Genomic DNA, 23,794 nt, shown 5'->3' with positions numbered 1-23,794 from the left:
TTTGATTTTCAAATAATTTTCTTATCCTACAAATCCTTACTTACCTGTAAATTGTGGACGACGCTTCTCAGTATAAGCTTGGACACCTTCTTTGAAGTCCTCAGTGAAAGCAAGAGACTTCTGTAAAGATAACTCCAACTCCGCATATTCATTCCAACCGCTGAACAGGCTCTTCCAGACCATTTCTTTCATAGCTCTGTAAGAATTCAGCGAACCGCGTTTTAGCTTCTTCAGCAACTGTTCCGTTGTTTTTTCTAGCTTCTCTGCTTCACAGACCTTATAGAGTAAACCATAATCCAGAGCCTTCTCTGCAGTCAGAGCCTCTCCAGTCATAACCAAATGGGTTGCCCGAGTCACACCAATTGCCCGAGTCAGAAGATAAAGCCCACCGGCGTCTGGCGCTAAGCCCACTCCCACAAAAGCTTGAATGAAGCGAGATTTTTCCGTCGCAATGCAGAAATCTGCAGCCACGACCATATTGGCAGCTGCACCAGCAACAGGGCCATCCACACTCATGATAACTGGCTTGGGTAGTCGTTTCATGGCAAAAGAAATGTCATTGACCAGCTCTGCAATTTTTACCAAGGATTGAATATCGTCAGCACTGACAGCTCTTTGCATCTCAGCTAGGTCGCCACCGACAGAAAAGACCTTCCCATTGGCATTGATCACTAAAAACTTCACTGCCTCATCATTTGCGGCCAGCTCAATCGCTTCTAAAATCTCCTCACACATCGGAATATTGAAACCATTTGAAACTTCAGGGCGATTGAAGGTAATAGTCGCCACTTCATCAACTACCTTATAAAGAATACCATTAAAAGTCATTCTAACTCCATTCCAGACTGGGTAATTACAGTCATTTCATTTTATAATTAAATAATTTGATAGTCAAATTACATTTATTCTAGCATAAAAGATGTAAGAAAGAAAACAAAAACTGGAAAATTTGATTTCATATTCGTTTTTTGCTTATTTTTGCAATAAATTTATATAAAGCGATGCTTCTGATAGATTTGCAAAATTTTCAGAATTTTGTTATAATTTTTCCTAAATCATCTTTAGGAGTTTCTATGAAAGTTGTAAAATTTGGCGGAAGTTCACTCGCTTCTGCTTCACAATTAGAAAAAGTCTTACATATTGTAAAGTCTGATGCTGAGCGTCGCTTCGTTGTCGTTTCTGCACCAGGAAAAAGAGATGACCAAGATACAAAAGTCACCGATGCCCTGATTAAGTATTATCGCCAGTACATTGCAGGAAATGATGTCTCAAAGGAGCAAAATTGGATTATTAAACGCTACTCCGATATGGTCTCTGAGCTAGGTCTAAAATCTGCAATTATTGAAAAAATTTCTAAGAGCATCATCTCCCTAGCTACTCTGCCAATTGAAAATAATGAATTTCTTTACGATACTTTCCTAGCAGCTGGTGAAAACAACAATGCTAAGCTCATCGCAGCTTACTTTAACCACAATGGCATCCCGGCTCGCTACGTCCATCCCAGAGAAGCTGGACTAGTGGTTTCAAGCGAACCAGGAAACGCTCGAATCCTTCCTTCAAGCTATGATAAATTGGAAGAACTAATCCATTCCGATGAAGTCCTTGTCATCCCTGGCTTCTTTGGTGTCACTCAAGATGGACAAATCTGTACTTTTTCTCGTGGTGGCTCAGATATTACAGGATCAATTATTGCAGCTGGTGTCAAAGCTGATGTCTATGAAAACTTCACTGATGTAGACGGCATCTTTGCTGCCCACCCTGGAATTATTCATAAGCCACGTTCCATCGCTGAGCTTACTTACCGTGAAATGCGGGAATTAGCCTATGCAGGTTTTACTGTCCTTCACGATGAAGCCCTGCTTCCAGCCTATCGCGGAAAAATTCCACTCGTTATCAAAAATACCAACAATCCAGAGCACCCTGGTACGCGTATCGTCCATAAACATAGCGAAGATCATCCTCCTGTTGTAGGAATCGCTGGCGACTCTGGCTTCGTAAGCATTAACATGTCCAAGTATCTCATGAACCGAGAAGTTGGATTTGGCCGAAAGGCGCTTCAGATTTTGGAAGATCTAAATATCGGTTGGGAGCATATGCCAACAGGAATCGATGATCTTTCCATCATTCTTCGTGAACGTGAGTTAACTCCAATCAAAGAAGAAGAGATTCTACGCCAGCTTGTACAAAAGGCAGAAGTAGACTACGCTGAGATTGAGCATGACCTCTCTATCATCATGATTGTCGGCGAAAAAATGAAAAGTCATATCGGGGTGACTGCTACTGCGACTAGAGCTCTTTCTGACAACAAAATCAATATCCAAATGATGTCACAAGGTTCCAGTGAAGTTTCTATCATGTTTGTTGTCAATAAGAACCAAGAAAAAGAGGCCATCCGTGCTCTGTACAAAGCATTCTTTGGCAGCTCAGAAAGCGATGAATAAACCGAATAAGTAAACAACAAGGACCTAGCTCTATGTGGAGCCAGGTCTTTCCTTATTCTTTCTTGCTTATAAGAAACCTTTTTTCTTTTCCAAGATTAGGTCTTTGACAGATATCAATAGGACAGCCAGCAAAATCATGCCCATACCTACAAAATCAAGCAGATAAAAGCGTTCATTCATAATGACAAAGGCAAAGAAGACCGCTGAAATTGGCTCAATCGAGGCTAGGAGGCTAGATTTGACAGGACCGACCAAGCTTGTTCCCTTCAAAAAGACGGTGTAAGCAAAGATTGTTCCAATGACAATGATGCCGACCAAGGCCAGAAGGATATCCGAACGGACTTGCCACTGATGCTGGAAAATACCGCTAAAAGGAAGGAGCAAGATACCTGCAATGGTCATGCCAATCCCGATTACCAGCATGCTTCCCCACTTTTTAATGAGTCCAATCGGCAACAGAATATATAACGCGTATGTAAAGGCTGAAAAAACACCTAAAAATAGGCCCTTCGGCGTCATCGAGAGCTGATTGACCTGACCGTGGGTCGCAATCAGAAAGGTTCCACCGATAGCCAAAATCATAGAGCAAACCTGAGCCACAGTCGGTGTTACTCTGTCTTTGATACAAGTGTATGCCAAGACTCCCACTGGACAGAGATATTGTAAGACCGTTGCTGTTCCTGCATTCGTCTCATGAATGGCCGCTAAATATGCATATTGATTGATGAATAAGCCTAGAACTGCAAAAAGTGAAATGTGTAGAAGAGAGCTCTTGTCTTTCCAAATCTCTTTAAAAGAATCTTTATTTGTCGCATAAGCCAACATCATCAAGACCAAACCCGCTAGCAACAAGCGCACATTGGTCAAGCTCAGTGCCGAAAAACCATGCACCATCAGATATTGACCACTTGTTCCCGATAAGCCCCAAGCAATCCCCGCAGCCAAGGTATAAAGGGTTCCCCTTAAAACTTTTGACATCCCAAACCTCTTTCTGTTAGCTTTGATCATTATAACATAAACCATAAAGAAAAATCAGTCTGTTTTGACTGATTTTTTATGATTTAGCAGAGCTTAAAGATGTTTAATCCTCTATCTCAAGAAGTAGATAAGGCAAACCTAAGATATGCCCAATAATCCCTAGCATAGCTCGCATTCCAGAAGCAGTAACGAGTACTTTCTGACCATCTTTCACTTGAATCTTATGCGATTTCATAAAGCTTTGTCCAACCTGTAGTTCAACACTGTTTCCCTCAAAAGTCAGCGTTTTACTTTCATCATTCGCAAGTTTATCCACAAGTTCACCATTTAGATATACTGCAACATTTTGAGCTACTCCGACCATACCGGTAGAACGCGTAATGGTAAATTTTGGCATCAAAAACTCCTTTATTTCAAGCTAACCTATCAACAAAAATTCTTCAGTTTATTCTTCAATCCTAGCTGAGTAAAAAGGCAGAAGAAACATTAAAACGATATAAAGAATTAAGAGAATTGCACGCACTAGACCACCAAAGAACAGGCCGAGCAACAAAACTCCTAGACAGATAGAAAAATTAGTAAAATTTGTTTCAATCAGCAAGGTTTGCCCTGCTTTAACTGTCACTGGCTTGGTTCTCATAGGAGCTGCTCCTACACGAACAACAGCTTCTTCTCCCTCAATAGCAAAGGACGCTTCGTCGCCATTCTGGATTGTACCAACCTTTTGACCATTGATTAAAATTGGAAAATTCCCAATGATCCCTACAAAGCCTGTTCCGCGTTTTACTTTAATTTCTGACATATGGACTCCTTTATTTTTTATCTATTTTACCATAAATACCATTCAAATAAAAGGTGAAAACCAGCCTCGCGACTGGTTTTCTACTTATTTCTATAGTTTTTCCAACTCTTCATTGAGCAGTTTTTGTGCTACTTGCGGGTTGGCTTGGCCCTTAGTGGCCTTCATGAGCTGACCAATCAAGGACTTGGCCGCATTCTTGTTGCCGCCCTTATAGTCATTGATGGCTTTTTCATTATTTGCAAAGACTTGCTGAATGATTGGCAATAACTGGGCAGGATCTGAGATTTGGATCAATCCTGCTTTCTGTACATACTCTTTTGCAGATCCGCCATTTTTAGCCAGATGGACAAAGACCTTCTTAGCAATCTTAGAAGAAATCGTTCCGTCTGCAATCAGAGCAATCATCTCAGTCAGATTCTCAGGTGTCAGCTCAATCTCAGAAATAGTCTTACCTTCTGCATTGAGGTATTGAGCCACTTCTCCTTGGAGCCAGTTAGAGATAGCCTTAGCGTCTCCACCTGCAGCAACAGCTGCTTCAAAGAAGTCTGACACAGCCTTCGTAGCTGTCAGCTGCTTGGCATCGTAGTCAGACAGACCGTAGTCGCCCACATACTTAGCACGGCGCTCTTTTGGAAAGGCTGGCAGACTGTCGCGCACTTGCTCAATCCAAGCATCCTCAATCTCAAAGATCGGCAGATCAGGCTCTGGGAAGTAACGGTAGTCCGCTGAACCTTCCTTAACCCGCATGAGCAATGTTTCGCCAGTTGCTTCATCATAACGACGGGTTTCCTGACGGATTTGACCACCGCTGCGTAGGATTTCAGCTTGGCGTTTTTCCTCAAAGGCCAGACCCTTGCGGACAAAGTTGAAGGAATTAAGGTTTTTCAGCTCAGTCTTGGTACCAAACTCTTTCTGACCGTAAGGACGGATAGAAATATTGGCGTCCACCCGCATGGAACCCTCTTCCATCTTGACATCCGAAATGCCCGTGTACTGGATGATTTCCTTGAGGGCAGTCAGGTAGGCATAGGCCTCTTCTGGACTGCGCATATCTGCTTCGGATACAATCTCAATCAGAGGCACCCCTTGGCGGTTGAGGTCCACATAAGAGTAGCCATCGCTGCCGTGGGTATTCTTTCCGGCATCTTCTTCCAAGTGGGCCCGCTCGATACGGATTTTCTTGGTCGTACCATCTTCTAGCTCAATCTCAATCCAGCCATTGTAACCAATCGGCTCATCAAACTGAGAAATTTGATAGGCTTTTGGATTGTCCGGATAGAAGTAATTCTTGCGGTCAAAGTGCATCTTCTGGTGAATATCCATGTTCAAAGCCAGAGCAGCTTTGATTCCATAGTCGATAACACCTTTGTTCATAACAGGTAGGACACCTGGGAAGGACCAGTCAATGATATTGGTGTTGGCATTAGGATCTTCACCGAAGTGAGCTGGAGCCGGTGAGAAAATTTTTGAATTGGTCTTCAATTCAACATGGACTTCCAGTCCGATAACTGTTTCAAAGTTCATTATTTTTCACCTCCAAAGATAACTGGCTGCTGTTTGTGGTAGTCAGTCGTCGCTTCAAATGCTGCGGCTGCCTGATAGATGGTCGCTTCATCAAAGTGGTTCCCAATCAGCTGCAGACCGACAGGAAGACCATCTACAAAGCCAGCCGGGATTGAAATCCCCGGCAGGCCGGCCAGATTGACTGGAATGGTCAAAAGGTCAGCCAAATACATGGCCACTGGATCTTGGTTTTGACTGCCCAAGTCATAAGCTACAGTTGGTGCAGTTGGGCCTAAGATCAAATCATATTTTTCAAATACTTTAGCAAAATCTTGCATAATCAAGGTCCGAACCTGACCAGCTTTCTTGAAGTAAGCATCGTAGTAACCAGATGACAAGCTGAATGTCCCCAGCATGATGCGGCGTTTCACCTCTTCACCAAAGCCTTCGCTGCGAGATTTGACATAGACATCTTCTAGATCTTCAATGCCTTCTGCACGGTAGCCATAGCGAATACCGTCAAAACGCTGCAGGTTAGAACTGGCTTCAGAAGAAGCAATAATATAGTAGACTGCCACGCCGTACTTGCTGTGAGGCAGGCTAACTTCTTCAACGATAGCTCCTAGACTTTCCAAGTGCTTCGCTGCTGCCAGAATCGTTTCCTTGACCTTGCTGTCAATTCCCTCACCCATGTATTCCTTAGGCAGGGCAATCTTCATACCCTTGATGTCTTGGCCAATCTTGCTGGTAAAGTCTGGCACTGCTTCTTGTGATGATGTAGAATCCTTAGGATCATTACCAGAAATAACATTCAAGAGCTGAGCATTTTCCTTCACTGTCTGAGAGAACGGTCCAATCTGGTCTAAAGAAGAACCAAAAGCAATGAGACCAAAACGCGAAACCCGTCCGTAGGTTGGCTTGAGACCAACTACACCGTTAAAGGAAGCGGGTTGGCGAATAGAACCACCCGTATCTGAACCTAGTGATAGACGAACCTGACCAGAGGCAACAGCTGTCGCTGAGCCACCAGATGATCCACCAGGAACCTTGCTGCTGTCCCAAGCATTCTTGGTCGTCTTAAAGTAAGAGTTTTCACTGGATCCACCCATGGCAAACTCATCCATGTTGGTCTTACCGACGATAATCATATCCTTACCGTAGAGCTTCTCTACACTGGTCGCATCGAAAATTGGCTTGTAGTTGTAGAGCATTTTAGATGCAGCTGTTGTCAAAATCCCCTTGGTTGAGATATTATCCTTGACTGCTAGCGGAATCCCGCTCATGAGATTGTCAGCATCAATACCCTTGGCATCCAGAGCTGCAGCCTGAGCCAAAGCTTCTTCTTCACTGATAGTAATGAAACTGTCCACGGCAGCTTCACGTTCTTTGATGTCTGCCAAAATCGCCTGAGTTAACTCTACTGCAGAAATTTCTTTCTTGACCAGCAAATCATGCAGCTCTTCAATGGTCTTGTGATTAAAAGTCATTAGGCATCTCCTCCGTCATCTAGGATGGCAGGCACTTTGATGTAGCCCCGCTCTTTTTCAGGTACATTTTGGAAAAGCTCTTCCCGGTTCCAGCCTGGCTGAGCCACATCTTCTCGCATATAGTTGATGTTAGCTGCTACATTAGAAGTGAAAGGCACACCCTCCGTGTCCACTTCATTGAGCAATTCGACCATGTCGACAATTTTAGACAAGGTTGTCGCAAACTCAGCTGTCTCTTCTGGTGAAAAAGCCAGTTTTGACAGTTTTGCAACGTGACTTACTTCTTCTTGAGTAATCTTCATCTCTGATTCCTTTCATAAGATAGGCGAGCCTGAATACCGACCGAAAACGATAAATCTAAGAAAGATCTTTGTTTTCGAGGTATTTAACTCGCATTGTTTTGCTAAGATAGGGGCACCAAGCTCTCGTAGCTGTGACCTCTTTCTTTGACTTCTTCCTGATTTTTTCAGGAATTCGCATCATTTCATTTTACCATATTTCAGGCTAATTCTTCAATTCCAAATGCAGTTCTTTGAGCTGTCTTTGATCCACCAAACTTGGGCTTTCCAGCATAGGATCAAAGCCAGTACCATTTTTCGGAAAGGCAATGACTTGGCGGATATTTTCTTCCCCAACCAAAATCATAACCAAGCGATCTAAGCCCAGAGCCAAGCCGCCGTGTGGTGGGAAGCCGTATTCTAAGGCTTCTAGGAAGAAACCGAAGTCCCGCTCATAATCTTCCCGGCTCATGCCCAATAGCTCAAACATCGCTTCCTGAGCCTTCCGATCATGAATCCGTAGACTTCCTCCACCAATTTCATAGCCATTCAAGACGATGTCGTAGGCATGGCTGCGGAATTGGTCTGGCTTCTGACCTTCTTCAAAAATGCCTTGTGTGAAAGGATGGTGCATGGCTTGATAGCGGTTTTGGTCTTCATTCCACTCCAGCAGCGGCCAATCCACAACCCAGAGGAAATGAAGCAGCCCCAGATCAATCAGATCCAAAGCTTTTGCGACTTCTAGACGCAGATGTCCCAAAGCTTCCTGAGCCCGACGCTTCTTGGCCATGACTAGCAGGATGAGGTCTCCATCCTTGGCCTCAAAACGTGCTAGTAAATCCTGACTCTCAGCTTCAAAGGTGCTAGCCAAATCTCCAACTAACTGGCCATCTTCAACCTTTAGACTGGCGAAACGACTGCAGCCAAATTCCTTCATTTCCTGATAGTAGTGGCTCAGCTGCTTCTTGCTAAAAGCACTAGCCGCATCTGGCACACAGATTCCCATCACTTCCTCTTGGCTATCCAAGGCTTTCTTGATGAGAAGCGAATCATTGGACTGGCACAAATCCGTCAAACCCTTCAGCTCTAAACCAAAACGTGTATCTGGCTTATCAGAACCAAAGCGGTTCATAGCCTCTTCATAGCTGATAGTTGGAAAAGCTTCCGTCAACTCTAAACCATGAGTTTTCTTGACAACAGCCTTGAGCATGGCTTCAACTAGAGCTCGGATTTCTTCCTCGCTGGCAAAACTCAGCTCTAAATCCACCTGAGTAAACTCTGGCTGACGATCGCCTCGCAGGTCTTCGTCACGGAAACAACGAACAATCTGATAATAGCGCTCGAGGCCAGCTCCCATCAGCAACTGCTTGAGCATCTGTGGGCTCTGAGGCAGCGCGTAGAATTGATTTTTAAAGACCCGACTAGGCACCAGGAAATCTCTAGCACCTTCAGGTGTTGACTTGGTCAGATAAGGCGTCTCAACTTCCAAAAAGTCCAATCCGTTCAAATATTCGCGAATGGTTGATGTGACCTGATGACGAAGCTTGAGGTTATGGGTCATCTTCTCACGACGCAAGTCTAGGTAGCGATATTTCTGACGCAGGTCTTCGCCAGTATGAGCATGCTGGTCCAGTTCAAAAGGCAGGGCCTTGCTGCTAGCAATAAGCTCAATCTTCTCTGCCCTTAGCTCAACCTGACCAGACTTGATGGCCTTGTTGACAAAACGCTCTTCCCGCTGAACAACTTGCCCTGTCACTGCAATGATATCTTCTTTGCCAATGTCTTCCAGCTTAGCAAAATCTTCAATATCACCGCTAACAAAGACCTGAAGCAAGCCCTCGCGGTCCCGTAATTCAATAAAGGCTAGCTTGCCGTGATTGCGGATATTGGCTACCCAGCCAGTTGCGGTCATGGTCTGTCCGACCTGCTCTAAACCGTAGTTTCCGATAAAAATTTCTTTCATGTTTTTTTCCTCTCACATCAATTTGTAGCTTCGCCCTGTTGTTCAGGATATTACCACGTTCTTCCATCTTCTTCATTTGAATCGCGGCAAAAGAAAAGAGCCTTCGTCTCTGAAACAGACGAAAGCCGTGGTACCACTGTTATTCGCCACCCTAAAAGGCAGCCTCTACGCTCGTAACGTGAGCGACGTTTGTGCTTGATCACACAAAAGATTACGAAACATGTTCTTCGGTTTTTGCTTTCTTGGTGCTGCTCTCAGCTATCAGCACTCTCTGTGCAAGTCAGCAAGCCTACTCTGCTTCTCTTTTACTTTTAAATTGTATCTATTATAGTCGAACCCAGAACATTTTGCAAGTGGTTTAGGGCAAATTTATGATTTTCCTCTGAAATAGAAGCCACAGCAGGCTCTACCACCTGAATCTGGTAACCAAGATTATAGGCATCAATTGCTGTATGCAAGACGCAAATATCCGTCAAGACCCCTGTCAAAATGACTGTATCTACCTTTCTTTCCCGCAAACGGATATCTAAATCCGTGCCAGAAAAAGCAGAATAATGGCGTTTATCCATCCAAAAGACCCGAGAGTCTGCTTGATGCTTGTCATAAAAATCAGCCAAAGGACCATAAAGATTGCGACCGCTAGTCCCTTTGATATTATGAGGCGGAAACAGCTTGCTTTCAGGATGAAAGGCATCATTCTCATCATGAGCATCAATAGCAAAGAAGATATAGTCGCCTCGATCAAAAGCTGCCTCGGTCACTTGGGCAATGGCTTCAGAAATCGCCTGAGCCGGCGCTCCTGCGGTCAACTTGCCCTCATCTGCAACAAAATCAACTGTATAATCAATGGAAATCAGTGCTTTAGCCATTAATAGTCCCTCTTTTTAATTTCCTCAAAAACATCTGGAATCAGTACTTTCAGATAAGTTCCCTTCATCCCCAGCGAGCGGCTTTCAATAATCCCCGCACTTTCCAGCTTGCGCAAGGCATTAACAATCACTGAGCGGGTAATCCCAATACGGTCAGCAATGACAGAAGCCGTCAGTTGCCCTTCATTACCATTAAGCTCACCCAGAATAGCTGAAACAGCTCTTAACTCTGAGTAAGACAGGGTATTGACTGCCATAGTCACAGCTGTCCGGCGACGGATGTTCTTCTCGTCCTCTTCCCGCTGGAAGTTAAGCAGCTGGATACCGACCACTGTGCTGGCAATCTCAACCAGAATCAAATCGTCATCCAAAAATTCCTTGTCATTACGCCAGATAATCAGCGAGCCCAAGCGAATTCCTGAAACATGAATCGGTGCGATAGTAGTCAAACCATCTGGGAATTCATCCTTGGTTTCCACTGGGAAAATCGTCAAATCGTGAGTTACAGGCAGATTAGCCTCCGTCTCATACACCATGTTTGCTTCTTGAACATATTCTTTGGGGAATGTCTTGTCTTGGAAAAAGGCTTCTACACGATCATTATTTGTCTTGTAGCGCATGAAATAGCCCAAGAGACGGCCCTTGCTGTTGATGATGCAGGCATTGCAATGAATAATATCAGCAAGCTGGCGAGTGATCGCATTGTAAGGAAGTTCTTCCTGAAGTTGCTCCTCTGAACGTTTCAAGATAGAAGTAATCTTCCTTGTTTTTTCTAATAGTTTTGCCATACATTTACCTCGTATTTAGTCTCCTTGATTGTACCATAATAGACCGAAATTTTCAATAATTATCTGAAAATTGTGTATTGAAAAAAAATTCGCTACAATTCTGAAAGATTCAGAATTTAATGATAGCGAAAAAATCACTCCATCAAAAAAACCATTTAAAACAATTCCATTGCGAATTTGTTTCAAACAGTTTATGAGTTATAATTTATGCTTATCTGCGGTATTGGCGTAGGAAGCGCGTCATTTTTTCTTGGATCTGAGCTAGCTCATCTACCCGAGGCAGATAAACGATTCGGAAATGATCTGGATCCTTCCAGTTAAAGCCTCGTCCATGGACAAGAAGGACTTTTTCCTGCTTGAGGAAATCCAAGACAAACTGCTCATCATCATCGATCCGGTACATTTCCCGATCAATTTTCGGGAAGATGTAAAGACCCGCCTTAGGTTTGACTGCAGACAAACCTGGAATATCTTGAATGGCATTGTAGATGAAGTTTCTTTGTTCATAGATACGGCCACCTGGCAAAAGCAATTCATCCACCGACTGGTGACCTCCAAGCGATGTTTGCACAACCTGCTGGGCTAAGACGTTGGAGCAAAGGCGCATATTTGAAAGCATATTGAGGCCTTCGATATAGCCTTTAACGTGCCGCTTAGGACCAGATAGCACCATCCAGCCGACACGGAAGCCAGCGATTCGGTGGGACTTGGAAAGACCATTCATGCTGACACAGAAAAGGTCAGGAGCCAGACTAGCTACTGGCGTATGGACATGCCCATCCATAACCATGCGGTCGTAGATTTCGTCCGCGAAGATAATGAGATTATTTTGGCGCGCAATTTCCACAATCTCTAACAAAAGGTCGTCTGGATACAGTGCTCCTGTTGGATTGTTAGGATTGATGATAACGATAGCCTTGGTATTAGAGGTGATTTTTGACTTGATGTCATCAATATCTGGATACCATTCTGCCTGCTCATCACAGACATAGTGAACAGCATTCCCACCAGCCAGACTGACTGCCGCCGTCCAAAGCGGGTAGTCCGGCATTGGCACCAGCACCTCGTCCCCATCATCCAAGAGTCCCTGCATAGACATAACAATCAGCTCGCTGACTCCATTTCCAAGATAAATATCATCGATATCAACATTAGGGAAATTTCTGAGCTGGCAATACTGCATAATGGCCTTACGGGCTGAGAAAATTCCCTTAGAATCAGAGTACCCCTCACTATCACGCGCATTCATAATCAAATCATGAATGACCTCGTCTGGAGCGGTAAAGCCAAATTCAGCTGGATTTCCTGTGTTCAAGCGGAGAATTTTCTCTCCATTGGCCCGCATCCGCATCGCTTCATCCAAAACTGGCCCACGAATATCATAGGCTACATGCTCCAGCTTGCTGGACTTATTAAATTCTTTCATCCTATTTTCCTCAATTCATCTGAATGATTTTATTATACCACCAGAAAAAAAGATTGACAATCAGGAAGAATTTGGGAAAGCTCCATTCAACTAAAATAAAGCTTTTAATTTAGGAAAATACACTTATCCATCACAATAATTTCACTTGATTTCTGAATTTCATTTGCAGCTTTACTTTTTTTCTGAAAAGGTTTACAATATAAGTGAAGACATAAGAAACTCGAATCTAGTATTCGACAAAAGATGGAGGTAGCTTTATGACTCAACAAAAATATGAAAATATCATGGTCGCTGTTGACGGCTCTCGCGAAGCAGAACTCGCTTTTGAAAAAGGTGTTAATGTAGCACTGAGAAATGCTTCTCGCTTGACAATTGCTCACGTGATTGATACACGGGCTCTCCAAAGCGTCTCAACCTTTGACGCTGAGGTCTACGAAGACCTCCAAGAAGAAGCACAAAAGTTAATGACAGAGTACAAGGAAAAGGCGCAAAAAGCAGGGGTCAAATACGTTGATATCGTCATTGAATTAGGCAATCCCAAAATCCTCCTTGCGACTGACATTCCTGACGAACACAAGGTTGATTTGATTATGGTCGGAGCTACTGGTCTCAATGCCTTTGAACGCCTCCTAGTCGGCTCATCATCTGAATATATCCTCCGCCACGCGAAAGTGGACTTACTGGTCGTTCGTGACAAAGAGAAAACATTCTAAAAATATTAAGCAAGCAGCTTTAATGGCTGTACCTTGCTTCACACATAACTGTAAGCCAAAATCCCTCATTAGCTTAGCCTAGTGAGGGATTTGTGTTTTAGCAGGATAAAAATCTTATTTCAGCTTACCTTTCAAATACTGACCGGTATAGCTGGCTGGATTGGCTGCGACTTCTTCTGGTGTTCCTGTCGCAATAATCGTACCACCACCGACACCGCCTTCCGGTCCTAGGTCGATGATATGATCAGCTGTCTTGATAACGTCCAGATTGTGCTCAATAACGAGGACCGTATTGCCATCGTCCACGAAGCGGGCTAGAACCTTTAGCAAACGCGCAATGTCCTCTGTATGAAGCCCTGTGGTAGGCTCATCCAAGATATAGAAGGACTTACCAGTCGAGCGCTTATGAAGTTCGCTAGCCAGCTTCATCCGCTGGGCTTCACCACCTGACAAGGTCGTAGCTGGCTGCCCCAGAGTCACATAGCCTAGTCCCACATCCTTGATTGTCTGGAGTTTGCGGGCAATTTTCGGAATATGCTGGAAGAATTCCACCGCATCATTGACCGTCATGTCAAGAACCTGAGCGATATTCTTCTCCTTGTAGTGAACTTCCAGAGTCTCACTATTGTAGCGAGTACCGTGGCAGACCTCACAGGCTACATAGACGTCAGGCAGGAAGTGCATTTCAATCTTGATAATCCCATCACCCGAGCAAGCCTCACAGCGACCGCCCTTGACGTTAAAGCTGAAACGGCCCTTCTTGTAGCCGCGAATCTTGGCTTCATTGGTCTTGGCAAACAGATCGCGAATATCGTCAAATACTCCAGTATATGTAGCCGGATTAGAGCGCGGTGTCCGACCAATCGGGCTTTGGTCAATATCAATCAAGCGGTCCACATGCTCAATGCCACTGATTTTCTTGAACTTACCTGGTTTGGCAGAGTTGCGGTTGAGTTTTTGAGCAATGGCTTTTTTGAGAATAGAATTGACCAGTGTTGACTTGCCAGATCCAGAAACTCCCGTCACAGCGATAAATTTGCCCAAGGGGAATTTAGCCGTGATATTCTGCAAGTTATTCTCCTGAGCCCCTGTCACTTCAATAAAACGGCCATTGCCTACACGGCGGTCCAATGGTACGGGGATCTCGCGCTTACCTGACAGGTATTGGCCAGTGATAGATTTCTTGCTCTTGGCCACTTGTGCAGGAGTGCCGGCTGCAACGATTTCACCACCGAAAACACCAGCTCCTGGTCCCACATCAATCAGCCAGTCCGCCTCCCGCATGGTGTCCTCATCGTGCTCGACCACAATGAGGGTATTGCCCAGGTCGCGCATCTTCTTGAGGCTGGCAATTAGGCGGTCATTGTCACGCTGGTGCAAGCCAATCGAGGGCTCGTCCAGGATATAGAGGACGCCACTCAAGTTAGAACCGATCTGAGTCGCCAAGCGAATCCGCTGGCTCTCACCTCCTGATAGAGTCCCAGCCGAGCGAGACAGGGTCAAGTAATTAAGACCAACATTATTAAGGAAGGTCAGTCGGTCATGAATTTCTTTGAGAATAGGGCGCGCAATCGTAGCTTCATTATCAGTCAAGCTAAGCTTGTCCAACTGAAGCAAATGATCTGAAATAGACAAGTCTGAAATCTCACCGATATGCAAGCCATCTTCGCCGCCAACCTTGACAGACAAGGCCTGAGGGCTGAGTCGATAGCCATGACAAGCTGCACAAGTCAGCTCATTCATATATGTTCGCATCTGCGTCCGAGTAAAATCACTATTGGTTTCATGGTAGCGACGGTTGATATTGGTGACAACCCCCTCAAAAGGAATGTCAATATCGCGCACGCCGCCAAACTCATTTTCATAATGGAAATGGAACTCTCGTCCATCTGAGCCAAAGAAAATCAGCTGTTTTTCTTCCTCAGTCAGCTCTTCGAAAGGCTTATCCATATCAATACCAAAGGCGGCCATGGCCTGCTCCAGCATCTGCGGATAGTAGTTAGATGAGATGGGATTCCAAGGCGCTAGCGCTCCTTCGCGCAAAGTCTTGCCAGCTTCTGGCACGACCACATCTAGATCCACTTCCAGCTTAACTCCTAGACCATCACAGTCCGGACAGGAGCCAAAAGGCGCATTGAAAGAAAAGAGGCGCGGCTCTAACTCTGGCACCGTAAAGCCACAGACTGGGCAGGCATAGTGCTCAGAAAAGAGCAGCTCTTGACCGTCCATAGTGTCAATCACCACATAGCCCTCAGCAATCCGCAGAGCTGCTTCAACCGAGTCAAAGAGGCGGCTGCGCACTCCTTCCTTGATGACAATTCTGTCTACCACAACTTCAATATCATGCTGCTTGCTCTTAGAAAGCTCTGGCACTTCTGTTACATCGTAGACATCGCCATCCACGCGCACCCGAACATAGCCGTCTTTCTGAATTTTGTCAAAAACGGTCTTATGCTGGCCCTTTTTCTTGCGGATGACTGGCGCTAAAATCTGCAGCCGCTGACGCTCTGGCAATTCTAAGACCTTGTCGACAATCTGTTCAACAGACGAAGCCTTAATAGCTCCATGTCCATTGACACAGTAGGGCGTTCCAACACGGGCATAGAGCAGCCGTAGGTAATCATTAATTTCGGTAGCTGTTCCCACTGTTGAGCGAGGATTTTTACTAGTCGTCTTCTGGTCAATGGAAATAGCTGGGCTGAGACCATCAATCGAGTCCACATCCGGCTTTTCCATATTGCCCAAAAACTGCCTAGCATAGGCCGACAGACTCTCTACATAGCGGCGTTGCCCCTCAGCGTAGAGGGTGTCAAAAGCCAGACTGGACTTGCCCGAACCAGACAGACCAGTCACCACGACCAGCTTGTCTCGGGGAATTTCTACATCAATATTTTTTAAATTATGAGCTCGCGCTCCATGAATCACAATTTTATCTTGCATCTCTTCCACACTTTACCTTTAAACTTCTTCTATTATAGCAAATTTTTCTGCAAACTTTTTCCCAAAAGACTAGAATTTGTAGTATAATAAGACGGTGCTTATAAACGATTCTAGGAGGAGATATGAAGCAAGTATTTTTATCAACAACAACCGAGTTCAAGGAGATCGATACACTTGAATCGGGAACTTGGATAAATATGGTCAATCCTTCCCAAAATGAATCTTTAGAAATCGCAAACGCCTTTGGCATTGACATAGCTGACCTACGAGCACCACTCGATGCCGAGGAAATGTCTCGGGTCACCATCGAGGATGAATACACACTGATCATCGTAGACGTACCCATCACTGAGGAGCGGAATAACCAGACTTACTATGTCACTATCCCGCTTGGTATTATCATCACAGAAGAAGCTATCATCACGACTTGTTTGGAAAAGTTGCCCCTACTGGATATCTTTATCCACCGTCGCTTGCGTAACTTTTATACTTTCATGCGGTCACGTTTTATCTTTCAGATTCTCTACCGCAATGCCGAGCTATATCTGACAGCCCTGCGTTCCATTGACCGCAAGAGTGAACAGATTGAAAGCCAGCTGCACCAGTCGACTCGAAACGAAGAACTGATCGAGCTCATGGAGCTGGAAAAGACCATCGTCTATTTCAAAGCCTCCCTCAAAACCAATGAGCGCGTGATAAAAAAACTGACCAGCTCTACCAGCAATATTAAGAAATACTTGGAAGATGAAGATTTGCTGGAAGATACCTTGATCGAGACCCAGCAGGCCATCGAGATGGCTGATATTTATGGAAATATCCTCCACAGCATGACAGATACTTTTGCTTCTATTATTTCCAACAACCAGAATAATGTCATGAAGACACTGGCTTTGGTAACCGTTGTCATGTCCATCCCGACCATGCTCTTCTCAGCCTATGGGATGAACTTCAAAGATAATGAACTACCTCTAAATGGCGAGCCACATGCCTTCTGGATTATCATGTTTATCGCCTTTGCTCTGAGTGGCTCTCTGACCCTCTACCTCTTCCATAAAAAATTATTCTAACCAGCAGAAAGGACGCTTATGTCACAAGTAGTATCAGACAAACTAACCAAGAAAAACAAGGAATTTCTCCACATCGCCACTCACCAACTCCTCAAAGATGGCAAATCCGATGAAGAAGTGAAAGCAATCTTAGAGGAAATCATTCCAAACATTTTAGAAAATCAAGCCAAGGGTATCCCTGCCCGTGCTCTCTACGGGGCACCAACTTACTGGGCTTCTTCTCTCACTGCTAAGGAACGCTATGATGCTGAACATCCAAAACAAAACGACGATCCGAAATGGATGATGCTGGATTCTGTCCTTTTCATTTTCGGTTTCTTCACTGTTCTGACTTCCATCGTTAATTTGGCATCTTCCCGACCGTCTGTTTACGGCATGACGACACTTGTCTTTGGTAGTATTGTCGGTGGTCTCGCTTTCTACGCCCTCTATCATTTCGTTTACCGTTTTTACGGACCAGACACTGACCGTAGCCAGCGTCCACATCTACTCAAATCTATCCTTATCATGCTAGTAGCCATTGGTCTTTGGACCCTTTCAATCATTGGTTCTAGCTTACTGCCCGACTCTCTCAATCCACATTTGTCAAACATCGTCGTTGCCATCATCGGAGGAATCACCCTAGCACTCCGTTTCTACCTCAAGAAACGCTTCAATATCAAGAGTGCAACTATGGGGCCAGCGAAATATTAAGCAGCATAGAAAAAGAGGTTTTACAACCTCTTTTATTTTGCACTTTTTGAAAAGTATAAGACCAACTCATCGTTATTCTCGCACGAAGCATAGGGCGTGAGTGGCTGATTTTGAAACCAAACTCCTGATCCATCTGGCATATAACCACGACCCACATACAGTCGTTGTGCTGGACCATAGCCTTTATGTAGCCCAACCCCCAAGCTGACCACATCTGAATAATGCTGCGCTGCTTGTTCAGCTTTGTCCAATAAAGCTGTCCCAATTCCTCGCCTTTGGAAACTTTCAAAAACATTAAAATCCGTTAACTCAGGATAAAGGCCAGCAAAAGGCCCATGCTTTGCCAATGGGATGACTGTAATGTAGCCAGCCAAAAATTCCCCAACGACCGCCACCAAAACTTGGCGTTCACCCTCCTCTTGCTCCAGAAAGTAGTTTTTTAAAATCTCTCTCCGACCAGGCCAGCCTTGCTGGAGAAAAGCATGCGATAGTCTTTCAATGTCCTCAAAAAGCATCTTTCTGATGACTAGTTTTTCTGTCATGGCCAGCCTCCCATATCTCGATAGTTGCTTCTATTATAGCACTGTCCCTTTCTATCATCAAGACAGCAAAAATCCCTGCAAAAAGCAGGGATTCATATTAGTCTTCATTTACGAAAGGCATCAAAGCCATTACGCGAGCGCGTTTGATAGCTGTTGTTACTTTACGTTGGTTTTTAGCTGAAGTTCCTGTTACACGACGAGGAAGGATTTTCCCACGTTCTGAAACGAAACGGCTAAGAAGCTCAGTATCTTTGTAATCAACATATTCAATCTTGTTTGCTGCGATGTAATCAACTTTTTTACGGCGTTTGAATCCGCCACGACGTTGTTGAGCCATGTTATTCTCCTTTATATTATAGTTCTAGTTTTGTCCATTATTAGAATGGTAAATCATCGTCTGAGATATCCATTGGATTTGAATTTCCAAAGGGACTTTCATCACGAGAAAAATTCGGTACTTGGTTGAATGAGTCAGCATTACCATAGCTTGGTGCAGAATTTCCACCGAAGCCACCGCCACCAAAGGCACCTGAAGGTTGACCTTCACGGCTTGCACGACTTTCCAGAAGCTGGAAGTTGTCTGCAACGACTTCTGTGACATAGACACGCTGGCCTTGCTGATTGTCGTAGTTACGAGTCTGGATGCGACCAGTAATTCCGATTAGAGCGCCTTTTTTGGCCCAATTAGCAAGATTTTCTGCCTGCTGACGCCAGATAACAACATTGATAAAGTCCGCTTCACGCTCACCACTTTGATTTTTAAAGTTGCGATTAACAGCCAGAGTAAAGGTTGCGACCGCTTGGTTTTGCGGTGTATAGCGAAGTTCAGCATCACGGGTCATACGTCCCACAAGTACAACGTTATTAATCATAATTTACCTTCTTAAGCGTCAAGTTTGACGATCATGTGACGAAGAATGTCAGCGTTGATTTTTGAAAGACGGTCAAACTCTTTAAGAGCTGCATCGTCGTTTGCTTCAACGTTAACGATGTGGTAAAGTCCTTCACGGAAATCTTGGATTTCGTATGCAAGACGACGTTTTTCCCAGTCTTTTGATTCAACAACAGTTGCACCGTTGTCAGTCAAGATAGAGTCAAAGCGTGCTACCAAAGCGTTTTTAGCTTCTTCTTCAATGTTTGGACGAATAATATAAAGAATTTCGTATTTTGCCATTGATATGTTCCTCCTTTTGGTCTAATGACCCCAAGTCGCTGCAAGGGGTAAGTGAGGTTCACTCACAAATAATAATTATACTAGATTTTCCAACAAATAGCAAGAATAATTTTCGCTTTTCCTTGAATGATTTGCTAAAGCATTTTATCAGCTAGATAAAGCATACCAGCCAGTGATTATTGCACCTGTTCGGCTCCTTCTTTTAAGCGACCGTAAAGCAGATAGGGGACGGATGTTAAGTCTTGGAGGTTGCGGCAGGACAGGGCACACATCAACAGCCGTAAATCTTCTTTCCAACCATTTACAATAGCAATGACCTCTTCGACTGAGTGTTTTTCGACCAAGTCTAACATAGTCCGAGAAAGGCCGACTGCTTTAGCACCCAGAACCAAGGCTTTAACCATGTCTAGAGGATGGCGAATGCCACCACTTGCCAGCAACTCCACCTTGTCCACCCAGTCTTGGGCTGCCAGTAAAGCCTGAGCTGTGGTCTGCCCCCAACCGTTGAGGTAGTCTCGCTGACCGCTCCGCTGATTTTCAATATAGGCAAAGCTCGTTCCACCACGACCAGAAATATCAAAGGTTGAAATCCCTAGTGCCTGAGCTTCCTCAATCGTTTTCCGATCCATGCCAAAGCCTACTTCCTTGAGGACAAGGGGGACTGGAAAATCTTTTCCATAGGCTTCCAGATGCTGCTTCCAAGTTCTGAAAGTTCGTTCTCCCTCCGGCATTAGCAATTCCTGCATGATATTAATATGTAGCTGGAGAAATAAAGGTTTCAAATCCGACACCGCCTGCAAGCCTGCTGCTACTGGTTTGTCAAGTCCGATATTGCTGGCCAAGAGTAGACTAGGCTTATCCTTTGCCACAGCATAAGAATCATCATCTGGATTTTTCAGAGCAGCACTGTAAGAACCTGTCACAAAGAGGATGCCACAGGCCTCTGCCACTTTAGCCAGTTTTTCATTGATTTCTCGCCCTTTTGGACTTCCACCTGTCATAGCATTGATATAAAAGGGAAAATCCCAGTCACGCCCAGCGAAATGAGTGGATAAGTCAATCTCGTCCAAATCATAGGCTGGCAAAGAGCGATGGATTAATTCTATATCATCAAAGCTATTGTAGCCAAGGGGCTGTTCTAGGGCGTAGTTGATATGATCATCTTTACGACTTTGGCTCATGAGCACCTATCCTTTCTTGGTAGAGCAATTCCAGACCAGCTTCTTGCCAGCGTTGGATCAATATTTGACTATCCTCGGCAGCAAAAGACAGGGCGAAACCACAGTCTCCACCGCCAGCTCCACTGCTTTTAGCGACACAATCCAAGCCTTGACTCGCCTCTCTTAGGGCCTGTAATTTCTCCGTATAAATCAACGGACTGAGCCTATCTAATAACTGGCTGGCAGTCGATAGACTATTTTTTACAGCTGTCTTATCAGCCGACAAAAGAGCTTCTTTCAGACTATCCACCTGAAGCTGGGTTTGAGTCAAGAAGTCTTCGTTTAAACTCGACTTAACCTGCTTGACAAGGTCACTCGAAATAGCCGGTTCTCTCGTCCAACCAACCAGAAAATCACAGGATAAAGCAGGATAGATTGGTTTGATCTCATAGCCCCAATCTTGCCCTAAAATTTCTAATAGACTTGTGTCGACCAATCGCTGGCGGATTGCCATCCGATCAAAAGAACGATAATAAACCAGTTGTTCATAAGCAATGCAGGCCAAATCTCCCATGGAGCCATTATCCCCCCGCTCGAGAAGCACTACTGCAGCTAGTCTAAAGAGGAGGTCAGAGCTTAGTTTCAGTTGATAAAAAGCGGCCATCGCCTTGATCGTCAAGACAACCACGCTGCCACTAGAACCCAGCCCAAACTTGCGTCCGTCTTTCTCCATTTTTCCTCTGATGGTCAAAGCAAATGGGTACAATGGGCGTTGCAGCAAGCTGAGATAGTCGTTCATCAGCTGAATAGTCTCTTGAATCAAGGCATAATCCGCATCTGGTGCTAGACTAGCTTTATGGCTAAAAAGATCCGAATCCAGCTCATAGCTGTCCGCCGCCTCAATCTCTGCCCGCATATAGATGGGGATATTCTTAATCAAAGCCGCATGACCAGGGCTCAGGACAGCGTATTCTCCGGCTAGATAGAGCTTTCCGCAGGTCTGGACTTGCATCTTAGTTTCCATCAGGCAATTCCTTCGTTTTGGAGACAATCAGACGGTACTGATCCGCAAAGAGGGGCACCAAGTCGTCCAAGTCCTCTTCAAGGCAGAGAACCTTGACATTAGGACCAGCGTCCATGGTGAAATAACAACGATGCCCCTGGCTTCGGAGCTGGCGAACAAAATCCATTGCAGCATAGCTTTCCTCCGTCAGATAAGTAAATGGAGGCGTGGCTGTCTCTGTCGTTGCATGCATCCGCAAAGCATTCTCCTCGGTCAACTGCCCAACTTTCTCAAAATCATTATCCTTTAAGTAAGCCAGCATATCCTGATAGTCCTGTGCTGACTGGTCAATCCAAGCCTGAAAATTTTTGGACGTTTCGGCACAGAGCTGCATGCCAAGTCGACTAGAAATCGGCTTTTTCTCATCATGAAGCACCAACATAATCATGGCTAGCTTAAGGTCGGTTTGCACAGGATAAATCGCTCCGCTATCCTTGTCCCATGCTGCCAAAGGACCAAAAAAGGAGCGGGCTGACGAACCTGAAGCAAACTTGGCCAACTGAGCCAGCTTCTCGGTATTGTAATGAGTTTCAAAATAAGCATCACAGGCCTTGACCAAAGCAGATAAGCCACTGGAACTAGATGATAAACCTGCTGCTGTCGGCATATTGTTACTGCTGTCAATCCGCACCCAGTCACTTGGCTCCGTGCGAAAGCGATCAATAATCCGACTGACCTTAGCATGCTCTTCTGGGTTTTGTAATTGCCCATTGATATAAAATTCATCGCCAGCAGCCTCAGCCGAAAGTGGACTTAACTGGGTTTGGGTGTACATATTCTCTAAAGTCAAGGAAATACTGCTAGTGGAAGGAATCATCCGCTCAGCATCTGCCTTTCCCCAATACTTGACAATAGCAATATTGGCGTAAGACTTGACACTTACAGGCTTTCTATCCATATATTGCTGGCTCCTTTCTCTCTCAAAAGACGGGCTAGGTCTTCCGCCTCTTTCTTTTCTTTTATTAGCACAATCACGCAGCCACCTAGGCCACCGCCACTCATTTTGGCTCCAAGAGCCCCATTTTCAAGTGCCAGCTCGACCAAGTCATCAGATAGCTGGCAAGAAACTCCCAACTGAGCTAGTTTGCCGTGAGCCTTAGTCATAGCCTGACCCATGGTCAGCAAATCTTTGAGCTGGATCGCCTTTTCAACAATTTTTGTCAGATTTCCCAACTCCTGTAAAAGGGGCAGAGCCTCCTGACCCAAGCTTTCCACCTTTTTGATGGCTTCTCGCGTATGTCCGTGAATACCCGTATCCGCAATCAGCAGATAAGCGCCCAAATCTAGCTCAATCTCTGAAAATCCGACATTACGGATAAACTTGATAGCTACATCACTAAGGCAGGTCTTGGCATCTAGACCGCTTGGATTCATATGGGCAATCATCTCTGCTCGATTGGCCAGAATTTCCAGCGTCTCATGATCCAAGGCTTCTTCGAAGTAGTCAAAAACCGCACGAATGGCTGCAATACTGACAGCGGCAGACGAACCCATGCCCCGTTTTTCTGGCACCATAGAATCCACTTGACAGCGAATCTGAGCACCTTGCTTCCCTAAGTGCTCCAGACAGGCAAACACAGCCATGGACAAGGTATCTTCCTCATAGAGAGTCCAAGGCTTCTCAGAAGGAAATACCTGACAAGTCACTTCGATATTATTGAGAGGCAAAGCCAAGGCTGGATAGCCATAAACCACCGAATGCTCCCCCATCAGAATAATCTTGCTATGTGCCTTGCCGACACCCTTCTCTTTTGTCATACTTTCTCTCTATTTCTTCCTTCTATCTTCTATATTTTAATATACTTTTGGAAAAAAAGCGATCTTTTCCTATCTTGACTAACAAAGTCACGTTAAGCAGTCAAAAACTCCAAGCAAAAGCCGGAGTTCTATCCTATTTTATCATCAGT

At 44.8% G+C, this 23,794-nt stretch carries 24 protein-coding genes; 4 read left to right on the top strand and 20 right to left on the bottom strand.

Annotated elements, in window-relative coordinates; all coding sequences use genetic code 11:
* Window positions 1-36: 36 nt before the first annotated feature.
* Window positions 37-828, bottom strand: a complete 792-nt coding sequence (fabM, locus tag PAN94_RS01760) for a trans-2-decenoyl-ACP isomerase (protein WP_148877777.1) — start codon at window positions 826-828, stop codon at window positions 37-39.
* A 245-nt stretch (window positions 829-1,073) separates the two neighbouring features.
* On the opposite strand from fabM, the gene PAN94_RS01755 reads away from it, so the two are divergent.
* Window positions 1,074-2,441, top strand: a complete 1,368-nt coding sequence (locus tag PAN94_RS01755; RefSeq protein WP_045500602.1) for an aspartate kinase — start codon at window positions 1,074-1,076, stop codon at window positions 2,439-2,441.
* Between the two features lie 66 nt (window positions 2,442-2,507).
* Here PAN94_RS01755 and PAN94_RS01750 read toward each other — a convergent pair whose 3' ends face one another.
* The 10 genes from PAN94_RS01750 to PAN94_RS01705 all read right to left on the bottom strand — a co-directional run bounded on the left by PAN94_RS01750 (window position 2,508) and on the right by PAN94_RS01705 (window position 12,535).
* Window positions 2,508-3,419 (bottom strand): DMT family transporter, encoded by a 912-nt coding sequence (locus PAN94_RS01750; RefSeq protein WP_285874389.1) that lies wholly within the window; start codon window positions 3,417-3,419, stop codon window positions 2,508-2,510.
* A gap of 103 nt (window positions 3,420-3,522) precedes the next feature.
* On the bottom strand, window positions 3,523-3,816 hold the full coding sequence (locus PAN94_RS01745) for a hypothetical protein (protein WP_285874388.1): 294 nt from the start codon (window positions 3,814-3,816) through the stop codon (window positions 3,523-3,525).
* Between the two features lie 48 nt (window positions 3,817-3,864).
* Window positions 3,865-4,221 (bottom strand): hypothetical protein, encoded by a 357-nt coding sequence (locus tag PAN94_RS01740; RefSeq protein ID WP_285874387.1) that lies wholly within the window; start codon window positions 4,219-4,221, stop codon window positions 3,865-3,867.
* Between the two features lie 90 nt (window positions 4,222-4,311).
* Entirely contained in the window at window positions 4,312-5,745 is a 1,434-nt protein-coding gene (gene gatB / locus PAN94_RS01735) for an Asp-tRNA(Asn)/Glu-tRNA(Gln) amidotransferase subunit GatB (RefSeq protein ID WP_285874386.1), read from the bottom strand.
* Window positions 5,745-7,211, bottom strand: coding sequence for an Asp-tRNA(Asn)/Glu-tRNA(Gln) amidotransferase subunit GatA (gatA, locus tag PAN94_RS01730; RefSeq protein WP_285874384.1), 1,467 nt, complete (start codon window positions 7,209-7,211; stop codon window positions 5,745-5,747). Before gatA ends, gatB begins: the two co-directional genes overlap by 1 nt.
* On the bottom strand, window positions 7,211-7,513 hold the full coding sequence (gene gatC, locus PAN94_RS01725) for an Asp-tRNA(Asn)/Glu-tRNA(Gln) amidotransferase subunit GatC (RefSeq protein ID WP_005591696.1): 303 nt from the start codon (window positions 7,511-7,513) through the stop codon (window positions 7,211-7,213). Before gatC ends, gatA begins: the two co-directional genes overlap by 1 nt.
* A 202-nt stretch (window positions 7,514-7,715) precedes the next feature.
* A complete protein-coding gene (gene aspS, locus PAN94_RS01720; RefSeq protein WP_285874383.1) occupies window positions 7,716-9,452 on the bottom strand; it encodes an aspartate--tRNA ligase in 1,737 nt (578 codons plus the stop codon).
* Window positions 9,453-9,763: 311 nt separating this feature from the next.
* Window positions 9,764-10,321, bottom strand: a complete 558-nt coding sequence (locus tag PAN94_RS01715) for a cysteine hydrolase family protein (RefSeq protein WP_285874382.1) — start codon at window positions 10,319-10,321, stop codon at window positions 9,764-9,766.
* A complete protein-coding gene (codY, locus tag PAN94_RS01710; protein WP_005591692.1) occupies window positions 10,321-11,109 on the bottom strand; it encodes a GTP-sensing pleiotropic transcriptional regulator CodY in 789 nt (262 codons plus the stop codon). The genes PAN94_RS01715 and codY overlap by 1 nt, the downstream gene beginning before the upstream one ends.
* A gap of 211 nt (window positions 11,110-11,320) precedes the next feature.
* Window positions 11,321-12,535: a pyridoxal phosphate-dependent aminotransferase gene (locus tag PAN94_RS01705; protein WP_285874381.1), complete on the bottom strand. Its 1,215-nt coding sequence runs from the start codon at window positions 12,533-12,535 to the stop codon at window positions 11,321-11,323.
* Between the two features lie 257 nt (window positions 12,536-12,792).
* On the opposite strand from PAN94_RS01705, the gene PAN94_RS01700 reads away from it, so the two are divergent.
* Window positions 12,793-13,248: a universal stress protein gene (locus tag PAN94_RS01700; protein ID WP_285874380.1), complete on the top strand. Its 456-nt coding sequence runs from the start codon at window positions 12,793-12,795 to the stop codon at window positions 13,246-13,248.
* Window positions 13,249-13,362: 114 nt separating this feature from the next.
* Here PAN94_RS01700 and uvrA read toward each other — a convergent pair whose 3' ends face one another.
* Window positions 13,363-16,188, bottom strand: a complete 2,826-nt coding sequence (gene uvrA / locus PAN94_RS01695) for an excinuclease ABC subunit UvrA (protein ID WP_285874379.1) — start codon at window positions 16,186-16,188, stop codon at window positions 13,363-13,365.
* 122 nt (window positions 16,189-16,310) lie between these two features.
* Here uvrA and PAN94_RS01690 point away from each other — a divergent pair, with 122 nt between their 5' ends.
* Both PAN94_RS01690 and PAN94_RS01685 read left to right on the top strand, forming a co-directional pair.
* Window positions 16,311-17,255, top strand: coding sequence for a magnesium transporter CorA family protein (locus tag PAN94_RS01690; protein WP_045500579.1), 945 nt, complete (start codon window positions 16,311-16,313; stop codon window positions 17,253-17,255).
* A gap of 18 nt (window positions 17,256-17,273) precedes the next feature.
* Window positions 17,274-17,948 carry a DUF1129 domain-containing protein gene (locus tag PAN94_RS01685; protein ID WP_062003977.1) on the top strand — a complete coding sequence of 225 codons (675 nt, stop codon included), beginning with the start codon at window positions 17,274-17,276 and terminating at the stop codon, window positions 17,946-17,948.
* Between the two features lie 32 nt (window positions 17,949-17,980).
* On the opposite strand, the gene PAN94_RS01680 is transcribed toward PAN94_RS01685, so the two are convergent.
* The 8 genes from PAN94_RS01680 to mvk all read right to left on the bottom strand — a co-directional run bounded on the left by PAN94_RS01680 (window position 17,981) and on the right by mvk (window position 23,645).
* A complete protein-coding gene (locus PAN94_RS01680; RefSeq protein ID WP_285874378.1) occupies window positions 17,981-18,490 on the bottom strand; it encodes a GNAT family N-acetyltransferase in 510 nt (169 codons plus the stop codon).
* A 97-nt stretch (window positions 18,491-18,587) separates the two neighbouring features.
* Complete coding sequence (rpsR, locus tag PAN94_RS01675) at window positions 18,588-18,827, bottom strand: 30S ribosomal protein S18 (RefSeq protein ID WP_000068664.1); 240 nt, start codon at window positions 18,825-18,827, stop codon at window positions 18,588-18,590.
* 40 nt (window positions 18,828-18,867) lie between these two features.
* Window positions 18,868-19,362, bottom strand: a complete 495-nt coding sequence (locus tag PAN94_RS01670; RefSeq protein ID WP_285874372.1) for a single-stranded DNA-binding protein — start codon at window positions 19,360-19,362, stop codon at window positions 18,868-18,870.
* A gap of 11 nt (window positions 19,363-19,373) precedes the next feature.
* Window positions 19,374-19,664, bottom strand: coding sequence for a 30S ribosomal protein S6 (gene rpsF, locus PAN94_RS01665; RefSeq protein WP_002896497.1), 291 nt, complete (start codon window positions 19,662-19,664; stop codon window positions 19,374-19,376).
* Window positions 19,665-19,840: 176 nt separating this feature from the next.
* Window positions 19,841-20,845 carry a type 2 isopentenyl-diphosphate Delta-isomerase gene (fni, locus tag PAN94_RS01660; RefSeq protein WP_285874370.1) on the bottom strand — a complete coding sequence of 335 codons (1,005 nt, stop codon included), beginning with the start codon at window positions 20,843-20,845 and terminating at the stop codon, window positions 19,841-19,843.
* Window positions 20,829-21,848, bottom strand: a complete 1,020-nt coding sequence (locus PAN94_RS01655) for a phosphomevalonate kinase (protein ID WP_285874368.1) — start codon at window positions 21,846-21,848, stop codon at window positions 20,829-20,831. The genes fni and PAN94_RS01655 overlap by 17 nt, the downstream gene beginning before the upstream one ends.
* Window positions 21,838-22,785, bottom strand: a complete 948-nt coding sequence (gene mvaD, locus PAN94_RS01650; RefSeq protein WP_285874367.1) for a diphosphomevalonate decarboxylase — start codon at window positions 22,783-22,785, stop codon at window positions 21,838-21,840. The genes PAN94_RS01655 and mvaD overlap by 11 nt, the downstream gene beginning before the upstream one ends.
* Complete coding sequence (mvk, locus tag PAN94_RS01645; protein ID WP_285874366.1) at window positions 22,767-23,645, bottom strand: mevalonate kinase; 879 nt, start codon at window positions 23,643-23,645, stop codon at window positions 22,767-22,769. The genes mvaD and mvk overlap by 19 nt, the downstream gene beginning before the upstream one ends.
* Between the last annotated feature and the right edge of the window lie 149 nt (window positions 23,646-23,794).

This window comes from Streptococcus sp. SC1, from assembly GCF_030272855.1.
In the GTDB taxonomy this organism is placed as follows: domain Bacteria; phylum Bacillota; class Bacilli; order Lactobacillales; family Streptococcaceae; genus Streptococcus.
Note: the sequence above shows the minus strand (reverse complement) of the source record. Positions and strands in the feature narration are given on the sequence as shown.

Coding starts and splice junctions, on each gene's coding strand:
- fabM (WP_148877777.1), bottom strand. CDS start 828: ATGACTTTTAATGGTATTCTTTATAAGGTAGTTGATGAAGTGGCGACT.
- PAN94_RS01755 (WP_045500602.1), top strand. CDS start 1,074: ATGAAAGTTGTAAAATTTGGCGGAAGTTCACTCGCTTCTGCTTCACAA.
- PAN94_RS01750 (WP_285874389.1), bottom strand. CDS start 3,419: ATGTCAAAAGTTTTAAGGGGAACCCTTTATACCTTGGCTGCGGGGATT.
- PAN94_RS01745 (WP_285874388.1), bottom strand. CDS start 3,816: ATGCCAAAATTTACCATTACGCGTTCTACCGGTATGGTCGGAGTAGCT.
- PAN94_RS01740 (WP_285874387.1), bottom strand. CDS start 4,221: ATGTCAGAAATTAAAGTAAAACGCGGAACAGGCTTTGTAGGGATCATT.
- gatB (WP_285874386.1), bottom strand. CDS start 5,745: ATGAACTTTGAAACAGTTATCGGACTGGAAGTCCATGTTGAATTGAAG.
- gatA (WP_285874384.1), bottom strand. CDS start 7,211: ATGACTTTTAATCACAAGACCATTGAAGAGCTGCATGATTTGCTGGTC.
- gatC (WP_005591696.1), bottom strand. CDS start 7,513: ATGAAGATTACTCAAGAAGAAGTAAGTCACGTTGCAAAACTGTCAAAA.
- aspS (WP_285874383.1), bottom strand. CDS start 9,452: ATGAAAGAAATTTTTATCGGAAACTACGGTTTAGAGCAGGTCGGACAG.
- PAN94_RS01715 (WP_285874382.1), bottom strand. CDS start 10,321: ATGGCTAAAGCACTGATTTCCATTGATTATACAGTTGATTTTGTTGCA.
- codY (WP_005591692.1), bottom strand. CDS start 11,109: ATGGCAAAACTATTAGAAAAAACAAGGAAGATTACTTCTATCTTGAAA.
- PAN94_RS01705 (WP_285874381.1), bottom strand. CDS start 12,535: ATGAAAGAATTTAATAAGTCCAGCAAGCTGGAGCATGTAGCCTATGAT.
- PAN94_RS01700 (WP_285874380.1), top strand. CDS start 12,793: ATGACTCAACAAAAATATGAAAATATCATGGTCGCTGTTGACGGCTCT.
- uvrA (WP_285874379.1), bottom strand. CDS start 16,188: ATGCAAGATAAAATTGTGATTCATGGAGCGCGAGCTCATAATTTAAAA.
- PAN94_RS01690 (WP_045500579.1), top strand. CDS start 16,311: ATGAAGCAAGTATTTTTATCAACAACAACCGAGTTCAAGGAGATCGAT.
- PAN94_RS01685 (WP_062003977.1), top strand. CDS start 17,274: ATGTCACAAGTAGTATCAGACAAACTAACCAAGAAAAACAAGGAATTT.
- PAN94_RS01680 (WP_285874378.1), bottom strand. CDS start 18,490: ATGACAGAAAAACTAGTCATCAGAAAGATGCTTTTTGAGGACATTGAA.
- rpsR (WP_000068664.1), bottom strand. CDS start 18,827: ATGGCTCAACAACGTCGTGGCGGATTCAAACGCCGTAAAAAAGTTGAT.
- PAN94_RS01670 (WP_285874372.1), bottom strand. CDS start 19,362: ATGATTAATAACGTTGTACTTGTGGGACGTATGACCCGTGATGCTGAA.
- rpsF (WP_002896497.1), bottom strand. CDS start 19,664: ATGGCAAAATACGAAATTCTTTATATTATTCGTCCAAACATTGAAGAA.
- fni (WP_285874370.1), bottom strand. CDS start 20,845: ATGAGCCAAAGTCGTAAAGATGATCATATCAACTACGCCCTAGAACAG.
- PAN94_RS01655 (WP_285874368.1), bottom strand. CDS start 21,848: ATGGAAACTAAGATGCAAGTCCAGACCTGCGGAAAGCTCTATCTAGCC.
- mvaD (WP_285874367.1), bottom strand. CDS start 22,785: ATGGATAGAAAGCCTGTAAGTGTCAAGTCTTACGCCAATATTGCTATT.
- mvk (WP_285874366.1), bottom strand. CDS start 23,645: ATGACAAAAGAGAAGGGTGTCGGCAAGGCACATAGCAAGATTATTCTG.